The organism is Candidatus Pelagibacter sp. PS_16 (assembly GCF_059417965.1).
Genome location: NZ_CM182074.1, coordinates 273009 through 296036, shown reverse-complemented (window position 1 = coordinate 296036; position 23028 = coordinate 273009). Strand labels below are relative to the sequence as shown.

General features: G+C 30.3%; 25 protein-coding genes. 17 read left to right on the top strand and 8 right to left on the bottom strand.

From position 1 onward, the window contains the following. Positions 1–26: 26 nt before the first annotated feature. From AC5SL0_RS01550 to AC5SL0_RS01535, 4 genes are read left to right on the top strand one after another with little or no spacing between them, the layout of a single operon-like run. Entirely contained in the window at positions 27–1322 is a 1296-nt protein-coding gene (locus tag AC5SL0_RS01550; protein WP_494574210.1) for a glutamate--cysteine ligase, read from the top strand. Further along, positions 1312–2241, top strand: a complete 930-nt coding sequence (gshB, locus tag AC5SL0_RS01545) for a glutathione synthase (RefSeq protein ID WP_494618493.1) — start codon at positions 1312–1314, stop codon at positions 2239–2241. Before AC5SL0_RS01550 ends, gshB begins: the two co-directional genes overlap by 11 nt. Further along, positions 2238–3098: a DMT family transporter gene (locus tag AC5SL0_RS01540; protein WP_011281877.1), complete on the top strand. Its 861-nt coding sequence runs from the start codon at positions 2238–2240 to the stop codon at positions 3096–3098. Before gshB ends, AC5SL0_RS01540 begins: the two co-directional genes overlap by 4 nt. 58 nt (positions 3099–3156) lie before the next feature. After that, a complete protein-coding gene (locus AC5SL0_RS01535) occupies positions 3157–4479 on the top strand; it encodes an MFS transporter (RefSeq protein WP_494618491.1) in 1323 nt (440 codons plus the stop codon). 24 nt (positions 4480–4503) lie between these two features. Here AC5SL0_RS01535 and AC5SL0_RS01530 read toward each other — a convergent pair whose 3' ends face one another. Together AC5SL0_RS01530 and AC5SL0_RS01525 are read right to left on the bottom strand one after the other, a co-directional pair. After that, complete coding sequence (locus tag AC5SL0_RS01530; protein ID WP_494618489.1) at positions 4504–5685, bottom strand: BaiN/RdsA family NAD(P)/FAD-dependent oxidoreductase; 1182 nt, start codon at positions 5683–5685, stop codon at positions 4504–4506. Positions 5686–5701: 16 nt separating this feature from the next. After that, positions 5702–5908 carry a SlyX family protein gene (locus AC5SL0_RS01525; protein ID WP_027306671.1) on the bottom strand — a complete coding sequence of 69 codons (207 nt, stop codon included), beginning with the start codon at positions 5906–5908 and terminating at the stop codon, positions 5702–5704. Positions 5909–5998: 90 nt separating this feature from the next. Here AC5SL0_RS01525 and AC5SL0_RS01520 point away from each other — a divergent pair, with 90 nt between their 5' ends. The 7 genes from AC5SL0_RS01520 to AC5SL0_RS01490 all read left to right on the top strand — a co-directional run bounded on the left by AC5SL0_RS01520 (position 5999) and on the right by AC5SL0_RS01490 (position 9167). Next, positions 5999–6484, top strand: coding sequence for a YajQ family cyclic di-GMP-binding protein (locus AC5SL0_RS01520; protein ID WP_011281874.1), 486 nt, complete (start codon positions 5999–6001; stop codon positions 6482–6484). Between the two features lie 278 nt (positions 6485–6762). Beyond that, positions 6763–7086, top strand: coding sequence for a hypothetical protein (locus AC5SL0_RS01515; RefSeq protein ID WP_494618486.1), 324 nt, complete (start codon positions 6763–6765; stop codon positions 7084–7086). A 63-nt stretch (positions 7087–7149) separates the two neighbouring features. After that, positions 7150–7413, top strand: a complete 264-nt coding sequence (locus tag AC5SL0_RS01510) for a hypothetical protein (protein ID WP_494618485.1) — start codon at positions 7150–7152, stop codon at positions 7411–7413. A gap of 7 nt (positions 7414–7420) precedes the next feature. After that, positions 7421–7819, top strand: coding sequence for a hypothetical protein (locus AC5SL0_RS01505; protein ID WP_494618483.1), 399 nt, complete (start codon positions 7421–7423; stop codon positions 7817–7819). A 127-nt stretch (positions 7820–7946) separates the two neighbouring features. Further along, entirely contained in the window at positions 7947–8450 is a 504-nt protein-coding gene (locus AC5SL0_RS01500; protein ID WP_494618482.1) for a hypothetical protein, read from the top strand. After that, positions 8447–8725: a hypothetical protein gene (locus tag AC5SL0_RS01495; protein WP_494618480.1), complete on the top strand. Its 279-nt coding sequence runs from the start codon at positions 8447–8449 to the stop codon at positions 8723–8725. The genes AC5SL0_RS01500 and AC5SL0_RS01495 overlap by 4 nt, the downstream gene beginning before the upstream one ends. Before the next feature lie 214 nt (positions 8726–8939). After that, the gene (locus AC5SL0_RS01490) at positions 8940–9167 is read left to right on the top strand and encodes a hypothetical protein (protein WP_271564172.1); all 228 of its coding nucleotides are present in this window, start codon (positions 8940–8942) and stop codon (positions 9165–9167) included. Here AC5SL0_RS01490 and AC5SL0_RS01485 read toward each other — a convergent pair. Genes AC5SL0_RS01485 through AC5SL0_RS01460 form a run of 6 tightly spaced genes read right to left on the bottom strand, consistent with a single transcriptional unit; the run spans position 9160 to position 15369 of the window. Further along, the gene (locus tag AC5SL0_RS01485; protein WP_018413944.1) at positions 9160–10212 is read right to left on the bottom strand and encodes a threonine aldolase family protein; all 1053 of its coding nucleotides are present in this window, start codon (positions 10210–10212) and stop codon (positions 9160–9162) included. The genes AC5SL0_RS01490 and AC5SL0_RS01485 overlap by 8 nt on opposite strands. Positions 10213–10214: 2 nt before the next feature. Further along, positions 10215–11327 (bottom strand): serine/threonine protein kinase, encoded by a 1113-nt coding sequence (locus tag AC5SL0_RS01480; RefSeq protein WP_006997224.1) that lies wholly within the window; start codon positions 11325–11327, stop codon positions 10215–10217. Between the two features lie 3 nt (positions 11328–11330). Further along, on the bottom strand, positions 11331–12548 hold the full coding sequence (locus AC5SL0_RS01475) for an aminopeptidase P family protein (RefSeq protein WP_006997225.1): 1218 nt from the start codon (positions 12546–12548) through the stop codon (positions 11331–11333). Between the two features lie 6 nt (positions 12549–12554). Continuing rightward, positions 12555–13460 carry a DMT family transporter gene (locus tag AC5SL0_RS01470; protein WP_271564170.1) on the bottom strand — a complete coding sequence of 302 codons (906 nt, stop codon included), beginning with the start codon at positions 13458–13460 and terminating at the stop codon, positions 12555–12557. Between the two features lie 48 nt (positions 13461–13508). Further along, complete coding sequence (locus AC5SL0_RS01465) at positions 13509–14756, bottom strand: molybdopterin molybdotransferase MoeA (RefSeq protein ID WP_494618479.1); 1248 nt, start codon at positions 14754–14756, stop codon at positions 13509–13511. Continuing rightward, complete coding sequence (locus tag AC5SL0_RS01460; protein ID WP_020169193.1) at positions 14749–15369, bottom strand: molybdenum cofactor guanylyltransferase; 621 nt, start codon at positions 15367–15369, stop codon at positions 14749–14751. Before AC5SL0_RS01460 ends, AC5SL0_RS01465 begins: the two co-directional genes overlap by 8 nt. Positions 15370–15412: 43 nt before the next feature. Here AC5SL0_RS01460 and AC5SL0_RS01455 point away from each other — a divergent pair, with 43 nt between their 5' ends. The 6 genes from AC5SL0_RS01455 to AC5SL0_RS01430 are packed head-to-tail and all read left to right on the top strand — an operon-like array spanning position 15413 to position 23027. Continuing rightward, a complete protein-coding gene (locus AC5SL0_RS01455) occupies positions 15413–15811 on the top strand; it encodes an iron-sulfur cluster assembly scaffold protein (RefSeq protein WP_006997229.1) in 399 nt (132 codons plus the stop codon). Between the two features lie 2 nt (positions 15812–15813). Next, entirely contained in the window at positions 15814–16290 is a 477-nt protein-coding gene (locus AC5SL0_RS01450; protein WP_020169192.1) for an HPP family protein, read from the top strand. 4 nt (positions 16291–16294) lie between these two features. Next, complete coding sequence (gene fdhD / locus AC5SL0_RS01445) at positions 16295–17137, top strand: formate dehydrogenase accessory sulfurtransferase FdhD (RefSeq protein ID WP_271481414.1); 843 nt, start codon at positions 16295–16297, stop codon at positions 17135–17137. 3 nt (positions 17138–17140) lie between these two features. Next, positions 17141–18799, top strand: coding sequence for an NADH-ubiquinone oxidoreductase-F iron-sulfur binding region domain-containing protein (locus tag AC5SL0_RS01440; protein WP_494618476.1), 1659 nt, complete (start codon positions 17141–17143; stop codon positions 18797–18799). Continuing rightward, positions 18799–21567 (top strand): formate dehydrogenase subunit alpha, encoded by a 2769-nt coding sequence (gene fdhF / locus AC5SL0_RS01435; RefSeq protein WP_271625994.1) that lies wholly within the window; start codon positions 18799–18801, stop codon positions 21565–21567. The genes AC5SL0_RS01440 and fdhF overlap by 1 nt, the downstream gene beginning before the upstream one ends. A gap of 8 nt (positions 21568–21575) precedes the next feature. After that, positions 21576–23027: a protein adenylyltransferase SelO gene (locus AC5SL0_RS01430; protein ID WP_494618474.1), complete on the top strand. Its 1452-nt coding sequence runs from the start codon at positions 21576–21578 to the stop codon at positions 23025–23027. Position 23028 lies beyond the last annotated feature (1 nt).

Sequence of the window (23028 nt, the reverse complement as noted above, 5' to 3'; positions counted from 1 at the left end):
AACTTTAAATCCTTATATATAAATCAATGATCACTCATAAAGAACATATAATCAAATATTTTGAGTCTGGAATTAAAGATGTTAAAAATTTTAAAATTGGCATTGAACATGAAAAATTTTTATTTGATGAAAAAACAAACAAAAGAGTAGATTACCCTACTATCCTTAAAATGTTTTCACTTCTAAGTGAATTTGGCTGGAAGCCAATAATGGAAAAAGAAAATATTATTGGGTTACAGAAACAAGGAAAAAGTATTACTCTTGAACCTGGAAATCAAATTGAACTATCTGGGGATAAACTAAATAATATCCATGAAGCTTGTGCTGAGTCTCATGATTATTTATTTGAGTTACAGCAAGTAACAAAAAAATTAAATTTAAAAATCGTTAGTGCTGGTTTTGATCCAATTTCAACCCTCAGTGAAGTTCCTAATAATCCAAAACAAAGATATCAAGTAATGACTAAGGATATGCCTAATGGTGGTTCTTTAAGCTTAGATATGATGTATAGAACTTGTGGTACACAACTTAACTTGGATTACGATTCTGAAAAAGATTTTATTAAAAAGTTTAAGATAGTTAATTCTATAGTTCCAATATCTATTGCCCTTTTTGCAAATTCTTCAATAATTGAAAAAAAAAATAGTGGTTTCAGTTCTTATCGTTCTAAAGTTTGGCAAGAAACATCGAGAGGAGGTTTACCTGAAGTTTTTTTTGATAATATGGATTTTGAAAAATATGCAGATTTTTCAATAAACTTTCCTTTATTATTTATTCAAAACGAAAAAGAATATTTATCAGGAAGCAATTATTCATTTTCAGATTTCATGAATGGAAAAATTAGTGAAATTAACAACCGACTTCCAACTGAAGACGATTTAACCACTCACCTAAGTACAATTTTTACAGAAAATAGACTTAAGAAATATATAGAGTTAAGATCAATGGACACTTGTGGTTGGGATTGTTTGTGTTCTGGACCTGCTTTTAATACTGGAATATTATATGGAAATTTAGATGAGGCTTACGAATTAATTTCTAAGTGGGATAAGAATAAAATAATTAATGCCTACCTAGAAGCACCTAAAAAAGGGTTTAACACTGAGTTGATGGGAAAAGACCTATTACATTGGTCATCCTTGCTCCTTGGGATTTCTAGAAAAGGATTATTAAACAGAGACATTTTGAGTAAATCTAATGATAATGAGGCTAAGTTTTTAAATCACTTAGATAAACTGATTGATAATAAGACAACAAACGCAGATCATATGATAGATAAATTTTCTAAGAATGAAAATTTAAACGATTTATATGACAAATAAGATAGTTGCAATTCAAGGTGATCATCCTTCAAAACTAAAGCCTCTAACGGATACTAGTATATTTCTAGCCATTGAAGCACAAAGGTTAAAATACAAAATTTTTTATTATAAACCTAAAGACCTTTCAATTATTAACGATAAGGTCGTAGCGAATGGATTTTACGTAGAGTTTAATTATTCAAATAAGCGTTATTTTAAAATATTAAACCAACAAAAACTAGAACTTACACAATGTAAGTATATTTTGATACGGCAAGATCCTCCTTTTAATTTAGAATACATTTCAACAACTTACATTTTGGATAAGATAAAAAATAAAGTTAAAATTATTAATAATCCAACCTCTATTAGAAATATCTCTGAAAAATTATACTCAACATCTTTTCAAAAATATATGCCAGATACAATTTTCACAAAAGATATAAATGAAATTAATAAGTTTTTTTCTAAAAATAAAAAAATGATTATAAAACCTATTCATAGTTTTAGTGGCAATGATATTCACTTATTTCAAAATAAAATAAATACGAAATTGATTAAAAATTTCATAAAAAAACATGGACATATTATGTGTCAAAAGTTTTTACCTAAAATTAAGTTTGGAGATAAAAGAGTTTTTATAATTGATGGTAAAGTTTGTGGTGCGATCTCTAGAGTTCCAAAAAAAGGATCTTTCTTAAGCAACATGAGTAAAGGAGCGATACCTATCTCAGCTAAATTAACAAAATTAGAAAATAAAATTTCAAATATAATTGGTAAAGATCTTAAAAAAAATGACATCTATTTTTCTGGTATTGATTTTATCGACCAAAAATTAAATGGAGATATTAATGTAACCTCTCCTACAGGATTAAAATCTTTTTATGATCTTACAAGCATTAATCTTGCAAAAACATTTTGGAAAGGATTAAAAGCTTGAACAAATTATCCGACCAGCAAAAAGGATCTTTACTCGCATTTGTTGCAGTAATGTTTATTACTCCCGATAGTTTATTTATAAGACTTTCTAATGTTGATACTTGGGGGCTTGTTTTTTATCGAGGCCTTATTCCTTTCATCACTGTATTTTTAGGAATGTTATTAATTTATAAATTAAATTTCTTTAAAATGCTTTTTTCAAGTGGCTATCATGGCTTACTTTATATTGGCACTTTCTCTGTAACCAATATTACCTTTGTTGTTTCAATACAAAATACCAATGTTGCAAACACATTAGTTATGATTGCAATGGCTCCTATGTTATCTGCAGTGCTTGGTGCAATATTTTTAAAAGAATTACCTGATAGAAAAACATGGATTACAATATTTGTAACTTTTACTGCTGCTATTTATATATTCTACGATTCAATACAATTAGGTAACTTTTTTGGAGATATATTAGGCCTAATAACTGCTTTAGGTTTAGCTGTTGGAGCAGTTACTATTAGATCCGCAAAGGATAAAAACTTAATCCCAGCAGCTGTTGTTGGAAAATTAATTGTAGCAATGTTTGCACTTCTGTTCATTGAAAGTTTTGCACTAGTTGATAGTGACCTAATTATTGTTCCTTTAATGTGTGTTATGTGTGTTGCTATACCTTTTGTGCTAGTGACTATAGCTCCAAGGTTCATACCTGCAGCTGAAGTGAACCTATTCTTCTTACTAGAGACTATAATTGGTCCTATTTGGGTATGGTTGATTATTAAGGAACAACCCAGCCTTGAGACTATCCAGGGTGGTGCCGTTATCATCACAGCGATTGCCATTCACTCTTTTATTAAACTAAGAAATTCATAATTTTATCATAATAAAGACTTGATTTACATCTAGATCGCAAATAAGTACGGTCAGTTTTATGAATAAAGTTTTAAAGAACTCTTGGGCATTGTTTTTAGGTATTGGGTTCTTAATGATGGCCTATGGATTTCAAGGGTCCCTATTAGGTGTAAGGGCTGTTCAAGAACAATTTAGTCTAACGGCAACTGGGTTTATGATGTCAGGTTATTTTGTTGGGTACTTTATAGGTGCAATGACAATTTCTAATCTTATTTCCAAAGTAGGTCATATTAGAGTTTTTGCAGCTTTTGCGTCTTTAGCATCTTTGGTTATCTTGGTTCACTCAATATTTATTAATCCTTATGTATGGTTTATTCTAAGAGTTTTAACAGGAATAAGTATGGTTTGTATTTATACTGTTGCTGAAAGTTGGTTGAATGACAGATCAAGCAATAAAAATAGAGGAAGTATTTTATCGATTTATATGGTTATTTTATATGGATCAATGGGTATAGGAATGTTTTTATTGAACTTTAGTAGACCTGAAAATTATCAACCCTTTATATTGGTTTCAATTATTACGTCTCTTGCCCTTATACCTATTCTCTTAACTAAAAAAAAACCACCTACATTTAAAAAAATTCAAGGTATGCCTTTAAAAGAACTTTATGAAACTTCACCATTTGGAATGGTAAGTGCTCTTTTTTATGGAACAATCCAGTCTGCACTATTTACATTGTTAGCAGTATATGCGGCCTCAATGAATTTTACTATTTTTCAAATATCACTTGTGACTTTTCTTTTAGCAATTTCTGGTGCTATCTCTCAATATCCTATTGGAAAACTTTCTGATAAATATGATAGGAGAAAAGTAATAATAATTTCAACATTTGGTGCATCTTTATTTGCTTTACTTGCTATTCTATCATCAGGTCAGATGTACTTACCTGGTGAACTCGCCACAAGTAAAGTATGGTTTTTTATTTTTTTAATTTTATTTTCAATTTGTAGCTTACCAATGTTCTCTTTGATTTGTGCGCACACTAATGACTATATACCAAAAGAAAAATTTGTAGCAGCTGGAGCTGGTATACAATTTACATTTGGCTTGGGTGCTATGAATGGTCCATTCCTTTGTTCAATATTTATGAATATTGTTGGCTCTAATGGTTTTTTTGTATTTTTACTTTTCTTTCATGCTTTAATAGGTGTGTTTGGTGTCTATAGAATGAGTGTTAGAGAAACAGTTGAGAACCCAGACTCTCAATTCATTGCTATGCCATCTACTATCACGCCAGCCGGAATCGAATTAAATCCTACTACCGAACATATTGATGAACCTTATTCTGATAAAGTAAAAGAAATACTGGATAGAAAAGGTGTTGAATATAAAAAAAACTGAGATAATTCCACCAATAACTAGTCTTTAAGCATATTGACCTGCCACATATCCAGAAGACCAAGCCCATTGAAAATTATAACCACCTAAATGACCAGTAACATCTACAACTTCTCCGATAAAAAATAATCCAGGGTGTTTATTGGACATCATTGTTTTAGAAGAAATTTCTTCAGTATCAATACCACCCAAAGTTACTTCAGCAGTTCTATAACCTTCAGTTCCTATTGGATTTATCACCCACGCGTTTATAGAATTACTCAAACTAGTTAATACTTTATTCGATAATTCACATATATTTCCATTAACATTATTTTCATTACAAATTATATGAGCTAACCGTTTAGGGAGAATTTCAGAAACTATAATGCCTATATCTTGTTTAGGACTAGAGATCTTTCTATCATTTAGAAATTTATCTACATCAAGTTTTGGTGATAAATTAACTTTGATATTATCTCCTAATTTCCAATAAGAAGAGATCTGCAATATAGAAGGTCCGCTCAAACCTCTGTGAGTAAATAACATCCCTTCCTCAAAAAAAGTTTTTTTAAATGAAACAACTGCTTCAACAGATAATCCAGTAAGTTCCTTACAAATTGCTAGTATTTTTTCACTAAATGTTAAAGGAACTAGTGCAGGTAATGTTTCAATAACTTTTAAACCAAATTTTTGAGCAATATCATAGCCAAATTTACTTGCTCCAATTTTTGGAATAGATAAACCACCTGTTGCAATAATTAATGACTGACAGAAGTATTTATCACTTCCGACAACTATAAAATATTTATCATTTTGTTTGTCTATATCATTAATAATTGTATCTTTTTTTAAAACTACTTTTGCCATCTCGCACTCTAAAAGTAACATATCTATAATTTGTTGAGCACTTTCATCACAAAAGAGCTGTCCTAATTTTTTTTCATGAAATTTAATATTATGTTTCTTTATTAAATCTATGAAATTATTTTGGGTGTATTGTTTTAAAGCTGATATTACAAATTTTGGATTGTTTGATATAAACTTACTGGGGTGTGTATGTATGTTGGTAAAATTACATCGTCCACCACCCGATATTCTAATTTTTTCTCCTATTTTTTTTGCATGATCGACTAAAAGAACTTTTCGTCCCCGTTTACCAGCTTCTATAGCACTCATCATGCCGGCGGCACCCGCACCTACTACAATAACATCAAATTGTTCTGTCATGGATTAATAATAAAGTTTAATAATGTGGGGGTTTTTTATCAATCATAACCATACCCGCTTCATCACTGCTCTCTAATTCGTTAATTCTTTTTTCAAGATTTGAAACTTGTTTTTTTAAAACTGATACTTCTTTTTGTTGAGAATACATTTCATCACTCATTTGCGATATTTCATTTTGAAGAAAGCTGATCTGTTCTTCTAATTTTTTAACTAAATCTTCCATATAATTGCAACTTAAAAGAGTTTCAAAATAAATCAAATAGTCAATTATGAAAATTTTTGTTAAGGTCAATTCATTATATAATAAAAAATTATGCCTTCATTTGATGTAATCAGTAAAGTTAGTTACCCTGAGTTTGATAACGCTCTTGCAAACTGCCTTAGAGAAATTGGTAATCGATTTGACTTTAAAGGGCTTCATATCTCAATTGAAAGAAAAGATAAGATTATCACCACCTTAGCTCCCGATGAGCTAAAATTAAAACAAGTTAATGAATTATTACAGGTTCATCTTATACGACGAAAGGTAGATCCAAGAGTATTATCAATCAAAAACTCAGAAAATGCTGCAGGTTCATCGATTAGACAGGTTAGTGAACTCCAAGAAGGTATTAGCCAAGAAAATGCAAAAAAAATTATTACTGAAATAAAAAAACTAAAACTTAAAATTCAGATTAAAATTCAAGGAGAAGAGTTACGCGCTGAAGGAAAAAAAAGAGATGACCTTCAAGAAGCAATGTCGGCAATAACTGCTATTGATATTGGTCTTCCCGTAGAATTTGTAAACTTTAGAGATTAATCTCACTTTGATGAACAAAGAAAACACAAGTAAACTCTGGAAAATGATACAGGAAGCTGGCGATTATTTGGGGAGTTAGCAGGACAACCTAACCCACATTAAGCTACATTAAACTACAGTACTTATGTAGGTAATTAAAAATTAACTTAAAATAAATCACTTATAGACTCATCAATTTTAGTAAGAAACTAGGCCACAGACTAGGCCATTTAGAGATAAATCAAATAACAATTTTCAAGCAAATAGACTCATGGTTCAGGATTTGTTAGGCTTGGATAATGTCCAAAAGTTTTTATTTTAAAACTTCAATTAAAATACTTTTATTATGTAGTGGTTTTTTTTTTCTTATTCCCTTTATAGTTATATTTGACCTGAAATATTATGCAGATTTTATCATGGTTTTTTATGCATTTATTGCTTCAGCATATTTTTTACATAGGCGTGAAAGCTTTAAAGATCATTTTTTATTTCCTTATCTTATCGCTATTTCTTTTATAATTGTCTTTGGTATTATTGGGATTATTATTTTATTTGTGGGTGGAATGTTATATTTTGGTTATGAACACATTATGGATGAACTGATAAAATGGATAATTAATTAAAATTAGTATGAAAAAAATTTTAGGGATCATAGTTCTGGGCTTTATGTTGAAGTGGGATGAATAATGACAAAATATAAACAAAATTCTGCAGATAAATTTCTTGGGTTTTTATTTAAAAATAAAATCAATGGTTCTATCACTTTTGTTGTCTATCTAATAATTTATAAAGTTATTGATATGAACACCCTCCAATGGTTTGGGGATGATATATTTATTAAAAATGATGCAAATTTTCTTGAGTTTGCCGTTTGTGCTATAGGATTAGGTTCTGTGGTTTTTTTAATTTTTGGTACAATTTATAAAATTATAACTGGTCAAAAGTTTTGAATTTGAAATGATAAAAACTTTAAACCAACGTATTCAAAAACACTATGCATTCTTTGGCCCTAAATGGTTTTGTTGGTTAATGGTTTTTATGGGGTTTCAAACTTGGATTGTAGAAGGAACTTTTAAAGCTTTAGGTTATGGTGAATATGGCCCTATATATAATTTAATTGAATACACGGATTTAGCTCTAAATACTAAAAATTACTTTTTATTTGCCGTGTTAATAATAATTATTAGTTTTGTTGCCATGTTTTCCATAATCAATTTTCCAAGTTTTATGTTTCTATTAAGTTGGGTTTTTGTCGAATATTATGACTTTAAAGGTAGAAAAATTGCCATCGCTTATTTAACCATTTTACTTTTTCCTTTTTGGTATCTGTATTTAATATTTAGGTTTTTCACCTAAAGATACAAACTAGAGGGTGGACTAGAGGATTTTGAGATAAATAAAATGGTCAATTCTAGGGGTATTTGATAACATTTTAATATGAAAAATCTTTTAGGGATCGTGATTCTGGGATAAAGTTTTTGTTATGTCATTTGCAAATAGCGAACCTGATTTAAAAACAAAAAAGCAACTTTATGAGCTTTATATAAACGTATTCAATAGCTCTATATCAAACCTACATAAAGAAAAGATTCTCGGCACAATTTTTTCTTATGAACCTTGGAGTTGGAGAGTAGTTGGTATATCAAAAAAAGCCTTAAAAGAATTTAAAGATAATAATTATAATTATAAATCAAGAACGTTTAATAGAGATCATTATTTTCAAGGACAAACTGTGACACTTAAAAAGATGTTAGAAAAAATAATGCCTTTTGATGAGTGGTGGTTATGGTTTTGGGATAATGATAAAACTTTATTGATCACTATACCTGAGCATAACAAGAAAAGTTATGATATTAATAAAGATATAATAACTATTGATTGGAAGTTGGGTTATTTCAAATGTCATACAAGAATGGGTTTTATTTGTAGAAAAAAAGATGAGGGAAAATTTTTAGAGGATTTAACTTTCAAATTTAATATTAAATGAAAAAATCCCAAGAGTTAATTAATGATGAAAAAAGAAAAAGAAATGAAAAAATTTCAAACAAATATAAATTAAATCATCCATTTTTTAATATAATTAGCAAAAATGGTCCTGGTTATTTTACTATACCCGCTTTTTTTTTCTTTGGCATTATTGAATTGTTTTTAACAGATACATATGGTTTGTTTACACTTATAACAACAGCTTTAACCTATTATTTGGCAAATTATATTTATAAAGAAGGAATAAAAGAACTTAAAAAATTAGAGAACGAATAAACTCTTTTTTTTAAAAAAATTTTTTAATTTTTTTAAAATATATAGGGGCATAAAACCCAAAAGAATTAATTCAATTAACATAAAATAAATCTATTTGATAAATGTGTTAATATTATTGCCACGCTTCTGTCTTCTTGAATATTGTTATAGGATTTTGTATGATAACTAGGCCACAGACTAGGCCATTTGGAGATAAAACAAAAAAAGTGAATGTGTGAACAAAGAAAACGCAAGTAAACTGTGGAAAATGATACAGGAAGCTGGCGATTATTTACTAGGTCAGTTACCAAGCCATCCAAATCATCCTAAAGGAAGAAACCCCTACGCTCATGTTGCTTTATGTGTCAAAGAGAAGTTTGAGAACTCTTATAAAGATATACCTGACGAACAATTTGATGAAGTTGTTAAATATATTGAATTTTTAAAACAAAATCCTAGTTAGATTTTTTTAAGGTCTCTAATAATTGATCCACATCGCTCTCTTGAGTATTCCAGGCAGCAACTAATCTTACTGCTTGTCCATCAAGCTCATCTTCATTCATTTTGTAGCCTTCAGAATTTAAATGCTCAATCATATTTCTTGGAAATTTTGCAAAAACTTCGTTTGCTTCTGTTGGGTATGCTAGTTTAATACTATTATGTTTTGCTAATCCTTCACTTAATTTTTTTCCCATCTTATTTGCATGTCTTGCATTCCTTAACCAGACATCATTTGAGATATATGCATCAAGCTGAGCAGATACAAAACGCATCTTAGATAATAAATGCCCTGCTCTTTTCATTAAAAAAGCAATATTACCAACTAGATCTTTATTAAAAAAAATTATTGCCTCTGCTGCAAGACAACCATTCTTTGTTGCTCCAAATGATAAAACATCAATGCCTGATTTCCAGGTCATCTCAGCAGGAGTACAATTTAATGCAGTTAAAGCGTTAGCAAATCTTGCTCCATCCATATGCATATTTAAATTATGCTTATGCGTAATTTCAGAAATCTTTTTAATCTCATCTAATTGGTATACTTCTCCTGTTTCACAAACTTGAGTAATACTTACTGAGGCAGGTTGAGTATGATGCACAATGCCTTTACCAGTAATAGCTTTATCCAATTCTTCAGGTGTTATTTTTCCATTTATTCCATTTAAAGTAACTAATTTTCCTCCTCCTGTATAAAACTCAGGTGCCCCACATTCATCTGTATTAATATGAGAAAGTTTATGACAATAAATATTACCATATGATGGTGTCATTGTTGCTAAAGCTAATGCATTAGCAGCCGTTCCTGATGCAGTTGGAAAAACAATTACATCTTTTTCAAATAGTTCTGAAAACTTCTTTTGTAATTCAGCTGATATTTGGTCATTACCGTATGGAGTGCTATCACCATCATTAGCTTTCAATACTGCATCTAATACCTCAGGACATGCGCCCGCTACATTATCAGAAGCAAATTTTATTCGCTCTCTTTTTGTTTTAACTGTTGCCATATTTATTGTTTTGGAAAATAATCTTTTAATTCACCTTCACGGTAAACATCTGCTGTACAACAATGAAGACCTCCACCAAATGCATAAGCATCTCTTAATTCAACAGGGATTACTTCCATTCCTAATTTATCTAATTGTTCTGCCTGATATACTTCACTTTTTTCAACACAAACAGTTTTTGGATCCAATACTAGGACGTTCATTGATAACCAAGTTGAAGAATAACATAATGGTGGTGGCTCATTATGTGCGGGTTGTGCGCTATCAATAATTTCCCATCCATTATTTTCAAATAATTTTCTTTGTTCTTTTGGCAATCTTCTTTGAGGATTATTAATGATTAATCCTTCTTTAATAGGAGTAAAGGTTGCATCGATATGAATTGGATAAGGATCACCTGGAAAATTAACAGCATGAACTCTATGATCTTTAAAATGTCTTTTAAGCCAATCAATTCCTTTAAGATTGGTAGTAAATCCATGTTGAACTACTAAATCTTTTCCAAATCTTAAAACATCTGCTGCATCAAATAATGGTTCTTCTTCAGTTGTTACAAAAAACTTATCTTCAGTCCACTCTAATCTTTTTTGAATACCAATTTTATCTGATAAATAATCTTTCCTATAATCTGCATCAGTTAATCTTGGTTTTGGCGCAGATTCGTGTCTCATATTAGGGTCATCATTATAATATTTCTGTAATAATGGTCGGTAACAAAGGTACTCGAACCATCTACATCTATAACTCATAGTGGCTTCTAAAATTTCACTACCCACAGTTAACAACACATCTCGTGGTGGCATGCAGCCAAACATTGTTTCCGCTTCCCAGTCTGGTGTGGATGTTTTTTGACTAAAATCTATTGGGTCTGGTCTATCGACCTTGATACCTCTTTTTTCAAGCATGTTTGAAAAATTGTCTAAAAGTTCATTTGCCTTATCAACTGTATCTTTTGTTCTTGGTCCAAACTGACCTCGCATATCACTGTCTTCTGGGACTTTAGCATCTAATGCTGGTTCTGGTGCTGGAATACAAGTGCCATCAGCTTTGCCAACAATTACATGTTTTAAAGGATCCCATTCATTCCAACTATTAACTACAGTTTTTTCACTCATAATTTATGATTTGATAATATTATGTTCTGGACCAAAAGGAAACTTAGTAATGTTTTCAGCATTATCTTTTCCTATAACCAAGATATCATGCTCTCTATATCCACCAGCTCCTGGTTTACCCTCTGGTATCATGATCATTGGTTCCATAGAAACCACCATGTTTTCCTCTAAAACAGTATCTATATCTTCACGAAGTTCTAATCCTGCTTCTCTTCCATAGAAATGAGATAGGACACCAAATGAATGACCATAACCAAATGTTCGATAATGAAGATAACCAAGCTCAGCAAATAGTTCATTCAACTCATGACAAATATCAGAACATTTTACACCTGGTTTAATTAGCTCTAATCCTCTTTTATGAACTTTAACATTTGCTTCCCAAGCTTTTAAGGATGCATCATCAATTTTATCTAAAAAAAGAGTTCTCTCTAAAGCTGTGTAGTACCCTGAGATCATAGGGAAAGTATTTAAAGAAAGAATATCTCCTGATTTTAATTTTCTATTGGTTTTGGGGTTATGAGCACCATCCGTATTAAGTCCTGACTGAAACCAAACCCATGTATCCATATATTCTGCATCAGGGTACGTTTTTGCAATTTCACGCTCCATTCTATCTCTACCGGCTATTGCAATTTCAAGCTCGCTTTCTCCAACTTTAATATTTTTGACAATCTCTTCACCTCCAAGATCAGCAATTCTTGCACCATTTTTAATAATTTCTATTTCTTCGGCAGATTTAATCATTCTAAGTTGCATTAAATCTTTTGAAACATCGCTGAAAACTGAAAAAGTAAAAATAGACGTAAGCTTTTCTTTAACATCTAAGGTTACATGATCATTTTCAATACCAATATTCTTAGGAGGTTCGTCTCTTCCAATAATTGAAACAATTGCTTTTAAAAAATTATCTCTTTTCCAATCAGTATAAATAACATTATCACTATGAGATCTACGCCAAGGTTGACTAGCATCAATGTTTGCTGAAATTGTTGAAATTTTATTAGCCGTTACTACACAGCCATAAGGTCTACCAAAAGAACAATAAATAAATCCTGTATAGTAAGCAATGTTGTGCATTGAAGTTAAAATAATCATATCAAGATTATTTTTACTCATTGTGGTTCTTAATTTAGTTAATCGACTTTGATATTCTTGATCTGTAAAAGGTAGTTTAGCCTTTTCACCATTCTTTAGAGTAAAAAAATTTGGTCTTTCCATTTTTGATTAGTTTAGAGCAATAAATCGTCTATTAGTTTTAATTGTAAGACTATAATAAATGATAGACATAAAAAGAAAGAAGCCACCTATTATCGTATTAGTCGATGGGATCTCATTAATTCCTAAAATTGGAATCCATACCCAAAAAATTCCTCCTATAACTTCAGTTAGTGACAATAAAGTAAGTTCTGCAGCAGGGATTGCTTTTGATCCAATAGAATATAAAATTAAACCCATACAAACTAACGTTCCATGTATAGAAAATAGTGCTCCGTTATAACTTGAAGACAAGAAAACCATATCATTAGATAAAATAACTATTGCAGCAACTACAAAGCAAAAAAGACCTGCAAAAGCAACTGTTGTAAATTTTGGAGTTTCTTTTTTCCATCTTAAAGTCACTGAAAAAACAGAAAACCCAATTGAAGAAGTCATTCCAAAAATAAGCCCTAATAAAGAATTTTTTTCAGTATTACCAATGGCTATAATTATTATTCCAACTGTTGCAATAAATATAGCTATCCAAACATTAAGTGAAATTTTTTCTTTTAAAAATAAGAAACCTAATAAAGCTGTAAAAAATGGCATTGCAGCTAAACAGAGTAAAGTAACAGCTGCACTAGTATTTGTTATTGAATAAATAAAGGTAATCATTGCAATTCCAAGTCCAGTTCCACCAATGATACCCGACATTCCAATTTTTAAATAATTCTTATAAAAATCTTTTCCCTCTTCAAAAAAAAGATAAAGATTTAAAATCAAAAAAATTGTAAGACCCCGTGCAAAAATATATTGCCATGGAACTAAATTGGGTTGATCCATGTATCTTACAACCAAAGGTCCAAAGGACCATATAAGACCTGCTAATAAAACTACTGGAATTGCAATTTTTTCATTTTTTAGCTCAATCATAATTCGATACTTAATGCTTATTAATTGGCACTACAATAAAAATGAGATCTATTTAAAAATATTAATATTTGAACCAATTGGAGAATAGCAATCAATAAGTTCGCTCTTTTTAAAATTTGACTGACCATGTTTAAATAGGCCCCAAATATTAGACTCTACAAAAGATTTTATTCTAAAAGATTCCTGACCTTTGAGTACCTTGATTTCTAAATTTCCATTATGAGTTGTAGTAAGCCTTGCTTTTATAAATCTAGTAAAATTTTTTTTCTTAAAGAAAGAATTTTTTAACTTAGCTTTAAAAGGTTTTTCCTCCTTAACTCCAAGGATATTTAAAATATAGGGATATACAAAAAATCTAAAGCAGGCGGAAGAAGAAATAGGATTACCTGGAAGCCCAAAGAAAGCCTTTTCACTTCCTTTAAATTTAGCAAATAAAATTGGTTTACCTGGTCTAATAGCCACCCCTTTGAAAAAATTTGATAAATTAAATTTTTTTACTACATAGGGGATAAAATCATGTTTACCTGCTGAAACAGCACCTGAGGTAATTATGATATCTATTTTTGATCTAAGATTTTTATCAATTTGTTTTTTAAAAAACTGTTCATCTTTATCTCTCAAAATTCCACCTTCTATATAATTAAACAAAAAATTATTAGATAAAGATTTTATATAATGACTATTTGAATTTCTAACCTTCCAATCAGCAATATCTACGTTATTTGAAATTTCATTTCCTGTGGAAAAAAATAGAATATTAAGCTTCTTTTTAACTTTAATACTTTTAATACCCAATGTTTTAAATGCTAAGATATGTGATGGCTGAATAATAGTTCCTTTATTAATAACTAATTCCTTTTTTTTATAATCAGATCCTGCATGTCTTATATGTTGATTAGTTTTAATCTTTTCATTTATTACGATAGACTTTTTATTGTTAGTAAACACAATTTTTTCTATGGGAATAATGGTGTCAAAATATTTAGGAATTAGAGCACCCGTCATCACTTCAACAGCTTGAAATTTTTTTACTTTATTTAATTTAGGATTATCACCTGCTGATATTGATTTTAAAATTTTAAATTCTTTAGGATTTTTTTTACTAATTGTAGATGTATCTTTAGAATTAATGGCAAACCCGTCAAATGCAGCATTAGTTCCTGCAGGATAATTCACAGGACAATAAATATCTTGAACATTAATTCTATTTAATGATTTTGATGTGTTTATAACTTCATCTTTAATGTTTATTTTTGATTTTATTAAAATATTTTTTGCTTTTTTGTAATCAATCATTTTTATCAAGATTTAAAATAGTTTGAGCAACTTCAAGGTCTTCTTTGGTATTTATATTAAAAAATGGATCGTAATTTTTTATTTTAATATCAATTGTGCTCACACCAACTTTATTAGCCCATTCCTCAACTTTTCGATAATTATTTATTATTAAATCTTCTTCTAATTTTTCCATTAAATCAATTGACCATAAACCAAAAATATTATGTCTTTTTTCATTAGATTTAACAAAATATAAACTGCTTTTACTTTGTGCAATTCTTGTTTTGTATTCTTCAATAATAATTGGATCAAAAAATGGAGTATCAGACGGAAAAGTTGCAATCCATTTGTATGATTTTTTATTTTCTTTTATCCACTTCATGGAACTTAGCACTCCTGCTAAAGGTCCTAGATCATTAAAACAATCTGGAATTACTGTGGTATTTTTTGCTTCTTCTATCTTCAATGGATTACTTGAGACAATCAATATTTCTTCAAATTTATTACTAATTTTGAACAAAACATGCTCTAGCAATGTTTTGGATCCAAGTTTTACGCAATTTTTATCTTGCCCAAATCTTTTTGATTTTCCACCTGCTAGTACAACAGCTAAAATATTGTTATCATTCATAAATCAAAATATAAAACATTAATCTCTTAATTAAAGAATTATAATGGACCTAAGAATTCTCGAAATTGCATCTAATACGGCAAATCACAAAATAGTTAAAAATCATACCCATCACTCAAAAAATAAAAACCCCTTGTGTGGTGATGAAATGGAAATCAGATTAATTGTGAAAAATGATAAAATTAAGGATATGGGTTACCAGTGTCGTTCATGTGTGTATTGTCAGGCATCGGTTAGTATGCTTTCTCAAAAAATTATTGATCAAAATATAAGTGATATTAAGTCTCTTATTATTTCAATTGAAGGTTTGTTTAATGAAACAGATATTAAAATTGAAAAAAAATGGAATGATTTCAAAGAAATTATGAATAAAGATAATATCTCAAGAAAAGAATGTCTTTTATTACCGTTTAAAACAATATCGAAGGCATTGAAGTTTTAATCATGATTAACATTACTAAAGAAAAACTTTTAAAAGCATCTATCGCAGGAGTTTTATCAACTATTACTATTGGGTTTCTTACGCTGCTCACATATAAAACTACAATGGGGTTATTTTTGGCGGCCTCTTTTGGTTCTTCAATGGTATTACTATACGGATTTCCTGAAAGCCCATTCGCTCAACCTAAAAATATATTCTTTGGTCATTTCTTAACTGCACTAATAGGAATTTTGTTTATAAACTATGTTGATCTGCCAATATTTATAAATATTGCCTTAGCCGTTGGGTTCGGTATTTTTTTTATGATTGTGTTAGATGTTGTTCATCCACCAGCAGGTGGAAACCCTATTATGGTCATCATTGGAGGAGTTTCATTTGAATATTTAATAAATCCTATAATTTTTGGTTGTCTAATAATTTTAATTTTTGGAATAATCTTAAATAAATTTATTTTAAAAAAGAACTACCCCTTAAGTTAATCCAATGAACTCAAAATATAAAATACAAAAATATAAGTCTAATAATTTAAATAATGTAGAAGACTTAATCTCTATTGAAGAACCTTTAGAAATTTCAATCAAATTTAAAACTAAAGAAACTTGGATACAAAATATAATCTCTATAACAATGAGAACGCCAGGTAATGATGAAGACCTAGTTAGAGGTTTTCTTTTCAACGAAAAAATTATTGAAAAAAATGAATATATTGAGAAAATCGAGAGTGTTGGAGATTATGTAGGTGAATATAAACTTCAAAATAAAATTGTTGTCACATTAAACAATTCTGAAAACATAGATATTGATAAGATTAAAAGAAATTTTTTAACAAATTCATCTTGCGGTGTTTGTGGTAAAACCTCTTTAGATTCATTAGAGATTATCAAAAAAGATAAGGTCTTAAAATCTTTACCTAAAATCTCTAAAGAAATAATTATCAAATCTCCTTCTGTGCTAAGGGATAATCAATCAGAGTTTTCTAAGACAGGTGGCATTCATGCTAGTGGCCTATTTACAAGCGATGGTGGAATAGTGTGTGTAAAAGAGGATGTTGGTCGACATAATGCTCTTGATAAACTAATTGGTTATTCATTAAATAAGGGATTATTAACTCCCTCTTCACAATTTATAACGTGCTCTGGAAGACTAAATTTTGAGCTAGTTCAAAAGGTTTTAATGACCAATATTGGTATTCTAATTGGAGTTGGTGCGCCAACAAGTCTAGCGATCGATTTAGCTAATAAGTTTGACATTACATTGATAGGTTTTGTAAAAGAAGATAGTTTTAATATTTATAGTAACGAAGACAGAGTGATAATTAAAGGTTAATAAGTGTCAAAAAATATAAGTAATTTATCCGGCAGAATAGGTTTAAAGAATAATCTGTTCGAAAAAATATCTGAACGATCATTAAAATCAAATAATGCTGATGGTATTAAGGAAATTGCAAAAGAATATAACATGGGTGTCTCAACTATTCATGGTGCAGAAAGTTTTTATGAATTTTTAAGACCCTCACATAGAGAAAAAAAAGCTTTTGTTTGCAATGGAAGTGCTTGCATGTGTGCTGGTACTCAAGAGCCGCTTAAAAAAAAATTACAAGAAAAATTAGGTGACGATAAAGTTGGTGAAATGTTTTGCCTTGGTCACTGCTATGAAAATAATGCTTTTCATTATGATGGTGAGAATTATGCCGGAAACGATATTAATAAGATTGATCAAATAATTAAAGGTGAAGACATAGTTCAAGAAAAATTCTTTTCTAAAAGTTATGCTTCAACTAGTTTTTTAATGGATGACAAGCTTTCTAATTTAGATCAATTTAAGGAACTGTTAAAAAAATTTATTGCCACTGACAAACAAGAGATAACTAAATCCCTTCTAGACTCTAATTTAACTGGCAGAGGTGGTGCTGGTTTTCCTACTGGTATGAAATGGGATTTTTGTAGAAAAGCTCCTTCTGAAAAAAAATATGTTATATGTAATGCCGATGAAGGTGACTCAGGTGCTTTCTCTGATAGATATTTATTAGAAGATCAACCATTAAAAGTTTTATTTGGAATGGTTATTTGTGGTTATGTTATTGGTAGTGATGAAGGTGTTTTATATATAAGAGGAGAGTACCCAAAATCTATTGAAGCAATTAATGGGGCAATTAATTCTTTAAAAGAAGCAGGCTTACTTGGTGAAAATATTTTAGGAACTAAATTTTCTTTTGATTTAAATATTTGTATTGGACAAGGTGCTTATATTTGTGGAGAAGAAACTGCATTAATTGCATCAATTGAAGGTAGAAGAGCTGAAGTAGATGTAAGACCTCCCTTCCCTGTCACTGAAGGTCTTTATAAGAAACCAACAGTTGTAAATAATGTTGAAACATTAGCTGCAGCTACGGGTATACTTATTAATGGAGCTGATAAGTTTTCTGCAATCGGAAATAAAAAATCTGCTGGAACCAAATTAGTTTGCTTTGATAGTTTTTTCAATAATCCAGGTGTTTATGAAGTTGAAATGGGAACACCAATGAAAAAAGTTTTAAATGATATTGGTGGTGGTTTTAAAGAGCCCATTAAAGCATTACAAATTGGAGGTCCATTAGGAGGTGTAATTCCTATTACCGAGATTGAAAAATTAAATTTAGATTTTCAAGAATTTACTGCTGCAGGTTTTATGTTAGGACACGCGAGCATAGTAAGTATTCCAAAAGACTTTCCTATGGTTGAATATATTCATCATTTATTTGAGTTTTCTGCCGAAGAGTCATGTGGAAAATGCTTTCCTGGTAGACTTGGTTCTTACAGGGGTAAAGAAATGTTTGATCAAGCAAAGAATAAAACTGCTAAAATTCCATTAAAATTACTAAATGAGCTGCTTGTAACTATGCAAAAAGGCTGTTTATGCGCTTTGTGTGGAGCAATTCCTACTCCCATCATGAATATATTAAAATATTTTGGTGATGAAATGAAGGATGATATGGTGAAAGATAATTAATGAGCTCAGAAAAAAGAAAAATCGCCTACATAGATGGAAAACCATATGAAATTGGTCCAAACCATACGTCTGTTTTAAATTTTGTAAAAAGTTATTTGGGTGAAAAAAAAGTTCCAACTCTTTGTGATGATCCAAATTTAGCCCCTTATGGTGCTTGTAGAGTTTGTTCTGTAGAGGTGGCTCTTGTAAAAGATGGTCCAACTAAAGTTGTAGCATCATGCCATACACCAGTTGGTGAAAACCAATACATTTTTACAAATAATGAAAATTTAACGGCTTTAAGAAAAAATATTGTCGAACTAGTTTTAACTGACCACCCAATGGAATGTGGAACTTGTGAAGTAAATAATAATTGTGAACTACAAGATGTTGCAAATGATTTAGGCATTTCAGATCATAGATATAACACACCAAAACAACATAAAGGTATTCCAAGAGACACCTCTCATGATTACATGAGAATGAATTTAGATAACTGTATTAACTGTGGAAGATGTGTTCGTGCTTGTGACGAAATTCAAGGATCTTTTGTTTTAACAATGAGTGGTAGAGGATTTGAATCTAAAATCACAACTGACAACGATGCATTGTTTGGAGATTCGTCTTGTGTATCTTGTGGTGCTTGTGCACACACATGTCCAACAGATGCTATCTCTGATGTTTACCAATCAAAATCTGTTGCAGTAGATAAAAAAGTTAGAACAACTTGCTCTTACTGTGGTGTTGGATGTAATTTAGAAGCATCAATTAAAGATAATAAAGTTGTTGCAATATCTACGCCTAAAGAATCTGAAGTTAATGCAGGTCACACTTGTATTAAAGGAAGATATGCATTTGGATTTTACGATCATCCAGATAGGTTAAAAACTCCTTTAATTAAAAAAAATGGAAAATTTGAAGAAGCATCATGGGATGAAGCATATGACTTTATTAAAAAAGAATTAAATAGAATTACAAAAGAAAGTGGCCCTGATGCTGTAGCTGGAATTTCTTCTGCAAGATGTACTAATGAAGAAAATTATGTATTTCAAAAAATGATTAGAGCTGCAATTGGAACTAATAATATTGATTGTTGTGCAAGAATTTGTCACTCACCAACAGCTTGGGGAATGCAACAAACTTTTGGAACTGGTGCTGCAACTAATTCTACAGAAGATATTTATCACGCAGATTTATTTATGGTTATAGGAGCAAATCCTACAAATGCTCACCCTGTTACTGGAGCAAAAATTAAACAACAAGTAATGAAAGGAAAAAAACTAATAGTTTTAGATCCTATTACTACTGAATTAGCAAAACTTGCTGATTATCATATTAAACTTAGACCAGGAACAAATGTGGCTGTTTTAAATATGATGTTACATTTTATATTAAAAGCAAACCTTTATGATAAAGATTTTGTTAGAGATAGAACTGAAGGTTTTGCGAATTTCATTAAAGAAATTGAGAGACAAGATATGGATCATCTAGCGAAAGTCGCTGGTGTTGATAAACAGTTAGTTAAAGAAGCAGCAATTGCTTATGCGACAGCTAAAAACTCTATGGAATTCCACGGTTTAGGAGTTACTGAACAAGAACAAGGATCTAAGACGGTGATGTTAATTGCTGATCTTGCAATGATTACTGGAAATATTGGTAGAAAAGGTGTTGGAGTTAACCCATTAAGAGGACAAAATAATGTCCAAGGTGCAGCTGATATGGGTTGTCAACCTCATCAAGGTGCAGGTTATTTTGAAGTAGCTGATGAAAAAGTTCAAAATTTCTACACTGAAAAATATGGAGTGGTTCACCCAACCAAAGCAGGATTAAAAATTCCAGAAATGTTTGATGGTGCTATTAATAAAGAAGTTAAAGCAGTCTGGATTATTGGAGAAGATATTGTTCAAACAGATCCAAATAGTGCACATGTAGTTCAGGCAATGAACTCGTTAGAATTATTAGTTGTTCAAGAAATTTTTATGAGTGAAACAGCAAAACTTGCAACAGTAGTATTACCTGGAACAACTTTCTTAGAAAAAAATGGAACCTTTACTAATACCGAAAGAAGAATTCAAAGAGTTAATCGAGCTGTTCCTCCATTACCTGGTACTAAAACTGATGGAACAATTGTAACAGACATGATGCAAAAATTAGGCTTTGACCAACCTGAATATGACGCTGATCAAGTTCTAGCAGAAATAGCAGATGTTGTTCCATTCTTTAAAGGGGTAACAAGAGAAAGACTTGGTAAAATGGGATTACAGTGGCCAGTTCAAGAAGATGGAACAGACACTCAAATTTTACACCAAGAAACTTTCAAACTTGGAAAGGGACGTCTTAAAAACTTTGATTGGAAAGAGTCTACAGAAATTGAAACTAATAAAAAAGAATATCCATTAATTTTAACAACTAGTAGAGTTCTACAACATTACAATGCTGCAACAATGACAAGACGTACAAGTAACATCAATATAGTTTCTGAAGACTTATTATTAGTTCACCCAAATGATGCTAACAAAAGAGAGTTAAATACAGGTGACATAGCAAGACTTTATTCTGGACGAGGAGAAGTTGCTCTAAAAGTAGAGGTTACAGATAAAGTTAAAGAAGGCATAGTATTCACAACATTCCATTTTCCAGAACATATGGTCAATATGGTAACCGGTCATGGTAAAGATGAAGAAACAATGTGTGCAGAATATAAAGTGTCAGCAGTTGAAGTTCAAAAAATCTCAAACCAATTTAAAACTGAAATCAAGCCAAAAGAAAATCAAGCAGAAGTTAACTAATCGATAAAATGACAATTGGTTGGCATTTCGACAATAGTTATTCAAGATTACCAAAAACATTCAAAGAAAATATCAATCCTGTTGCAGTAAATGCACCAGAAATATTAATATTAAATAAAGATCTGGCAAATAAATTAGATCTAGATTTTTCAAATATTAATGATGACGACTTATCAAAAATTTTTTCAGGAAATCTATTGCCTGAAGGATCTAACTCTATAGCGCAAGCTTATGCTGGTCACCAATTTGGTCATTTTACAATGCTTGGTGATGGAAGAGCTGTTTTAATCGGCGAACACCTGACCAAAAATAATGAACGATTTGATATACAATTCAAAGGTTCTGGTAGAACTCCATTCTCACGAAGTGGTGACGGTAGGGCTGTTTTAGGGCCAATGTTGAGAGAATATATAATAAGTGAAGCAATGCATTTTTTAAAAATACCTACTACTAGAAGTTTAGCGGTTGTTAAAACTGGTGAAGATGTGGTTAGGGAACAAATTTCACAAGGTGCAATTCTTACAAGGGTGGCCTTAGGTCATCTAAGAGTTGGAACATTTCAATACATTGCTGCAAAACAAAATATTAGTGATTTAGAAATCTTAATTAATTACACAATTGAAAAGTACTACCCCAATATAAAATCATCAAAGAATAAAGCATTAGACTTACTAAATGTTTTAATCGAAAAACAAACCCAACTTGTAATTGATTGGATGCGTGTTGGTTTTATTCATGGGGTTATGAATACTGACAATATGTCTATCTCTGGTGAAACAATAGATTATGGTCCTTGCGCCTTTATGGATGTTTATGATCCTAAAACAGTTTTTAGTTCAATAGATCAACTAGGAAGGTATGCCTATGAAAATCAACCAAAAATTACCAAATGGAATTTAACAAGGTTTGCTGAATGTCTAATTCCTCTTATTAGTACCAATGAAGATGAAGCGATTAAATTAGCTACAGAGGCTTTAGATAAATTTGAACAAAATTATGAAACAAAATGGTTAAATATGATGAGAGATAAGCTTGGGTTATATGGTGAAGATAAAGAAGATAAAAATTTAATTATGGAATTATTAAATTGGATGAAAGAAAAAAAAGCAGATTATACAAATACTTTTATTTTTTTGATGAATAAGACAATTAAAAATTCTGAAGTTTATGATAATGCGGACTTTCATTTGTGGAAAACTAAATGGATGAAAAGATTAGTAATGTTTGGTAACACTCATGATAAATCTGTGGACTTAATGAGTTCTTGTAACCCGATGGTAATACCTCGTAATCACAAAATTGAAGAGGCTTTAATGTTAGCTAATAATGGTGATTTAACCTTGTTTAATAAATTAATAAAAATATTAAAAAATCCTTACCTAGTTAATAACGGAGATTTAGAGCTTATGTCACATGCTCCACATAGTGATGAAAAATACCAAACTTTTTGTGGGACCTAAT

What these genes read in the sequence shown, in the direction of transcription:
- AC5SL0_RS01530 (WP_494618489.1), bottom strand. Translation starts at nt 5,685, where the DNA reads ATGACAGAACAATTTGATGTTATTGTAGTAGGTGCGGGTGCCGCCGGC.
- AC5SL0_RS01525 (WP_027306671.1), bottom strand. Translation starts at nt 5,908, where the DNA reads ATGGAAGATTTAGTTAAAAAATTAGAAGAACAGATCAGCTTTCTTCAA.
- AC5SL0_RS01485 (WP_018413944.1), bottom strand. Translation starts at nt 10,212, where the DNA reads ATGGCAACAGTTAAAACAAAAAGAGAGCGAATAAAATTTGCTTCTGAT.
- AC5SL0_RS01430 (WP_494618474.1), top strand. Translation starts at nt 21,576, where the DNA reads ATGACAATTGGTTGGCATTTCGACAATAGTTATTCAAGATTACCAAAA.
- AC5SL0_RS01460 (WP_020169193.1), bottom strand. Translation starts at nt 15,369, where the DNA reads ATGAATGATAACAATATTTTAGCTGTTGTACTAGCAGGTGGAAAATCA.
- AC5SL0_RS01465 (WP_494618479.1), bottom strand. Translation starts at nt 14,756, where the DNA reads ATGATTGATTACAAAAAAGCAAAAAATATTTTAATAAAATCAAAAATA.
- AC5SL0_RS01505 (WP_494618483.1), top strand. Translation starts at nt 7,421, where the DNA reads ATGATAAAAACTTTAAACCAACGTATTCAAAAACACTATGCATTCTTT.
- AC5SL0_RS01450 (WP_020169192.1), top strand. Translation starts at nt 15,814, where the DNA reads ATGATTAACATTACTAAAGAAAAACTTTTAAAAGCATCTATCGCAGGA.
- AC5SL0_RS01520 (WP_011281874.1), top strand. Translation starts at nt 5,999, where the DNA reads ATGCCTTCATTTGATGTAATCAGTAAAGTTAGTTACCCTGAGTTTGAT.
- AC5SL0_RS01475 (WP_006997225.1), bottom strand. Translation starts at nt 12,548, where the DNA reads ATGGAAAGACCAAATTTTTTTACTCTAAAGAATGGTGAAAAGGCTAAA.
- fdhD (WP_271481414.1), top strand. Translation starts at nt 16,295, where the DNA reads ATGAACTCAAAATATAAAATACAAAAATATAAGTCTAATAATTTAAAT.
- AC5SL0_RS01480 (WP_006997224.1), bottom strand. Translation starts at nt 11,327, where the DNA reads ATGAGTGAAAAAACTGTAGTTAATAGTTGGAATGAATGGGATCCTTTA.
- fdhF (WP_271625994.1), top strand. Translation starts at nt 18,799, where the DNA reads ATGAGCTCAGAAAAAAGAAAAATCGCCTACATAGATGGAAAACCATAT.
- AC5SL0_RS01500 (WP_494618482.1), top strand. Translation starts at nt 7,947, where the DNA reads ATGTCATTTGCAAATAGCGAACCTGATTTAAAAACAAAAAAGCAACTT.
- AC5SL0_RS01455 (WP_006997229.1), top strand. Translation starts at nt 15,413, where the DNA reads ATGGACCTAAGAATTCTCGAAATTGCATCTAATACGGCAAATCACAAA.
- gshB (WP_494618493.1), top strand. Translation starts at nt 1,312, where the DNA reads ATGACAAATAAGATAGTTGCAATTCAAGGTGATCATCCTTCAAAACTA.
- AC5SL0_RS01470 (WP_271564170.1), bottom strand. Translation starts at nt 13,460, where the DNA reads ATGATTGAGCTAAAAAATGAAAAAATTGCAATTCCAGTAGTTTTATTA.
- AC5SL0_RS01550 (WP_494574210.1), top strand. Translation starts at nt 27, where the DNA reads ATGATCACTCATAAAGAACATATAATCAAATATTTTGAGTCTGGAATT.
- AC5SL0_RS01515 (WP_494618486.1), top strand. Translation starts at nt 6,763, where the DNA reads ATGTCCAAAAGTTTTTATTTTAAAACTTCAATTAAAATACTTTTATTA.
- AC5SL0_RS01495 (WP_494618480.1), top strand. Translation starts at nt 8,447, where the DNA reads ATGAAAAAATCCCAAGAGTTAATTAATGATGAAAAAAGAAAAAGAAAT.
- AC5SL0_RS01510 (WP_494618485.1), top strand. Translation starts at nt 7,150, where the DNA reads ATGACAAAATATAAACAAAATTCTGCAGATAAATTTCTTGGGTTTTTA.
- AC5SL0_RS01535 (WP_494618491.1), top strand. Translation starts at nt 3,157, where the DNA reads ATGAATAAAGTTTTAAAGAACTCTTGGGCATTGTTTTTAGGTATTGGG.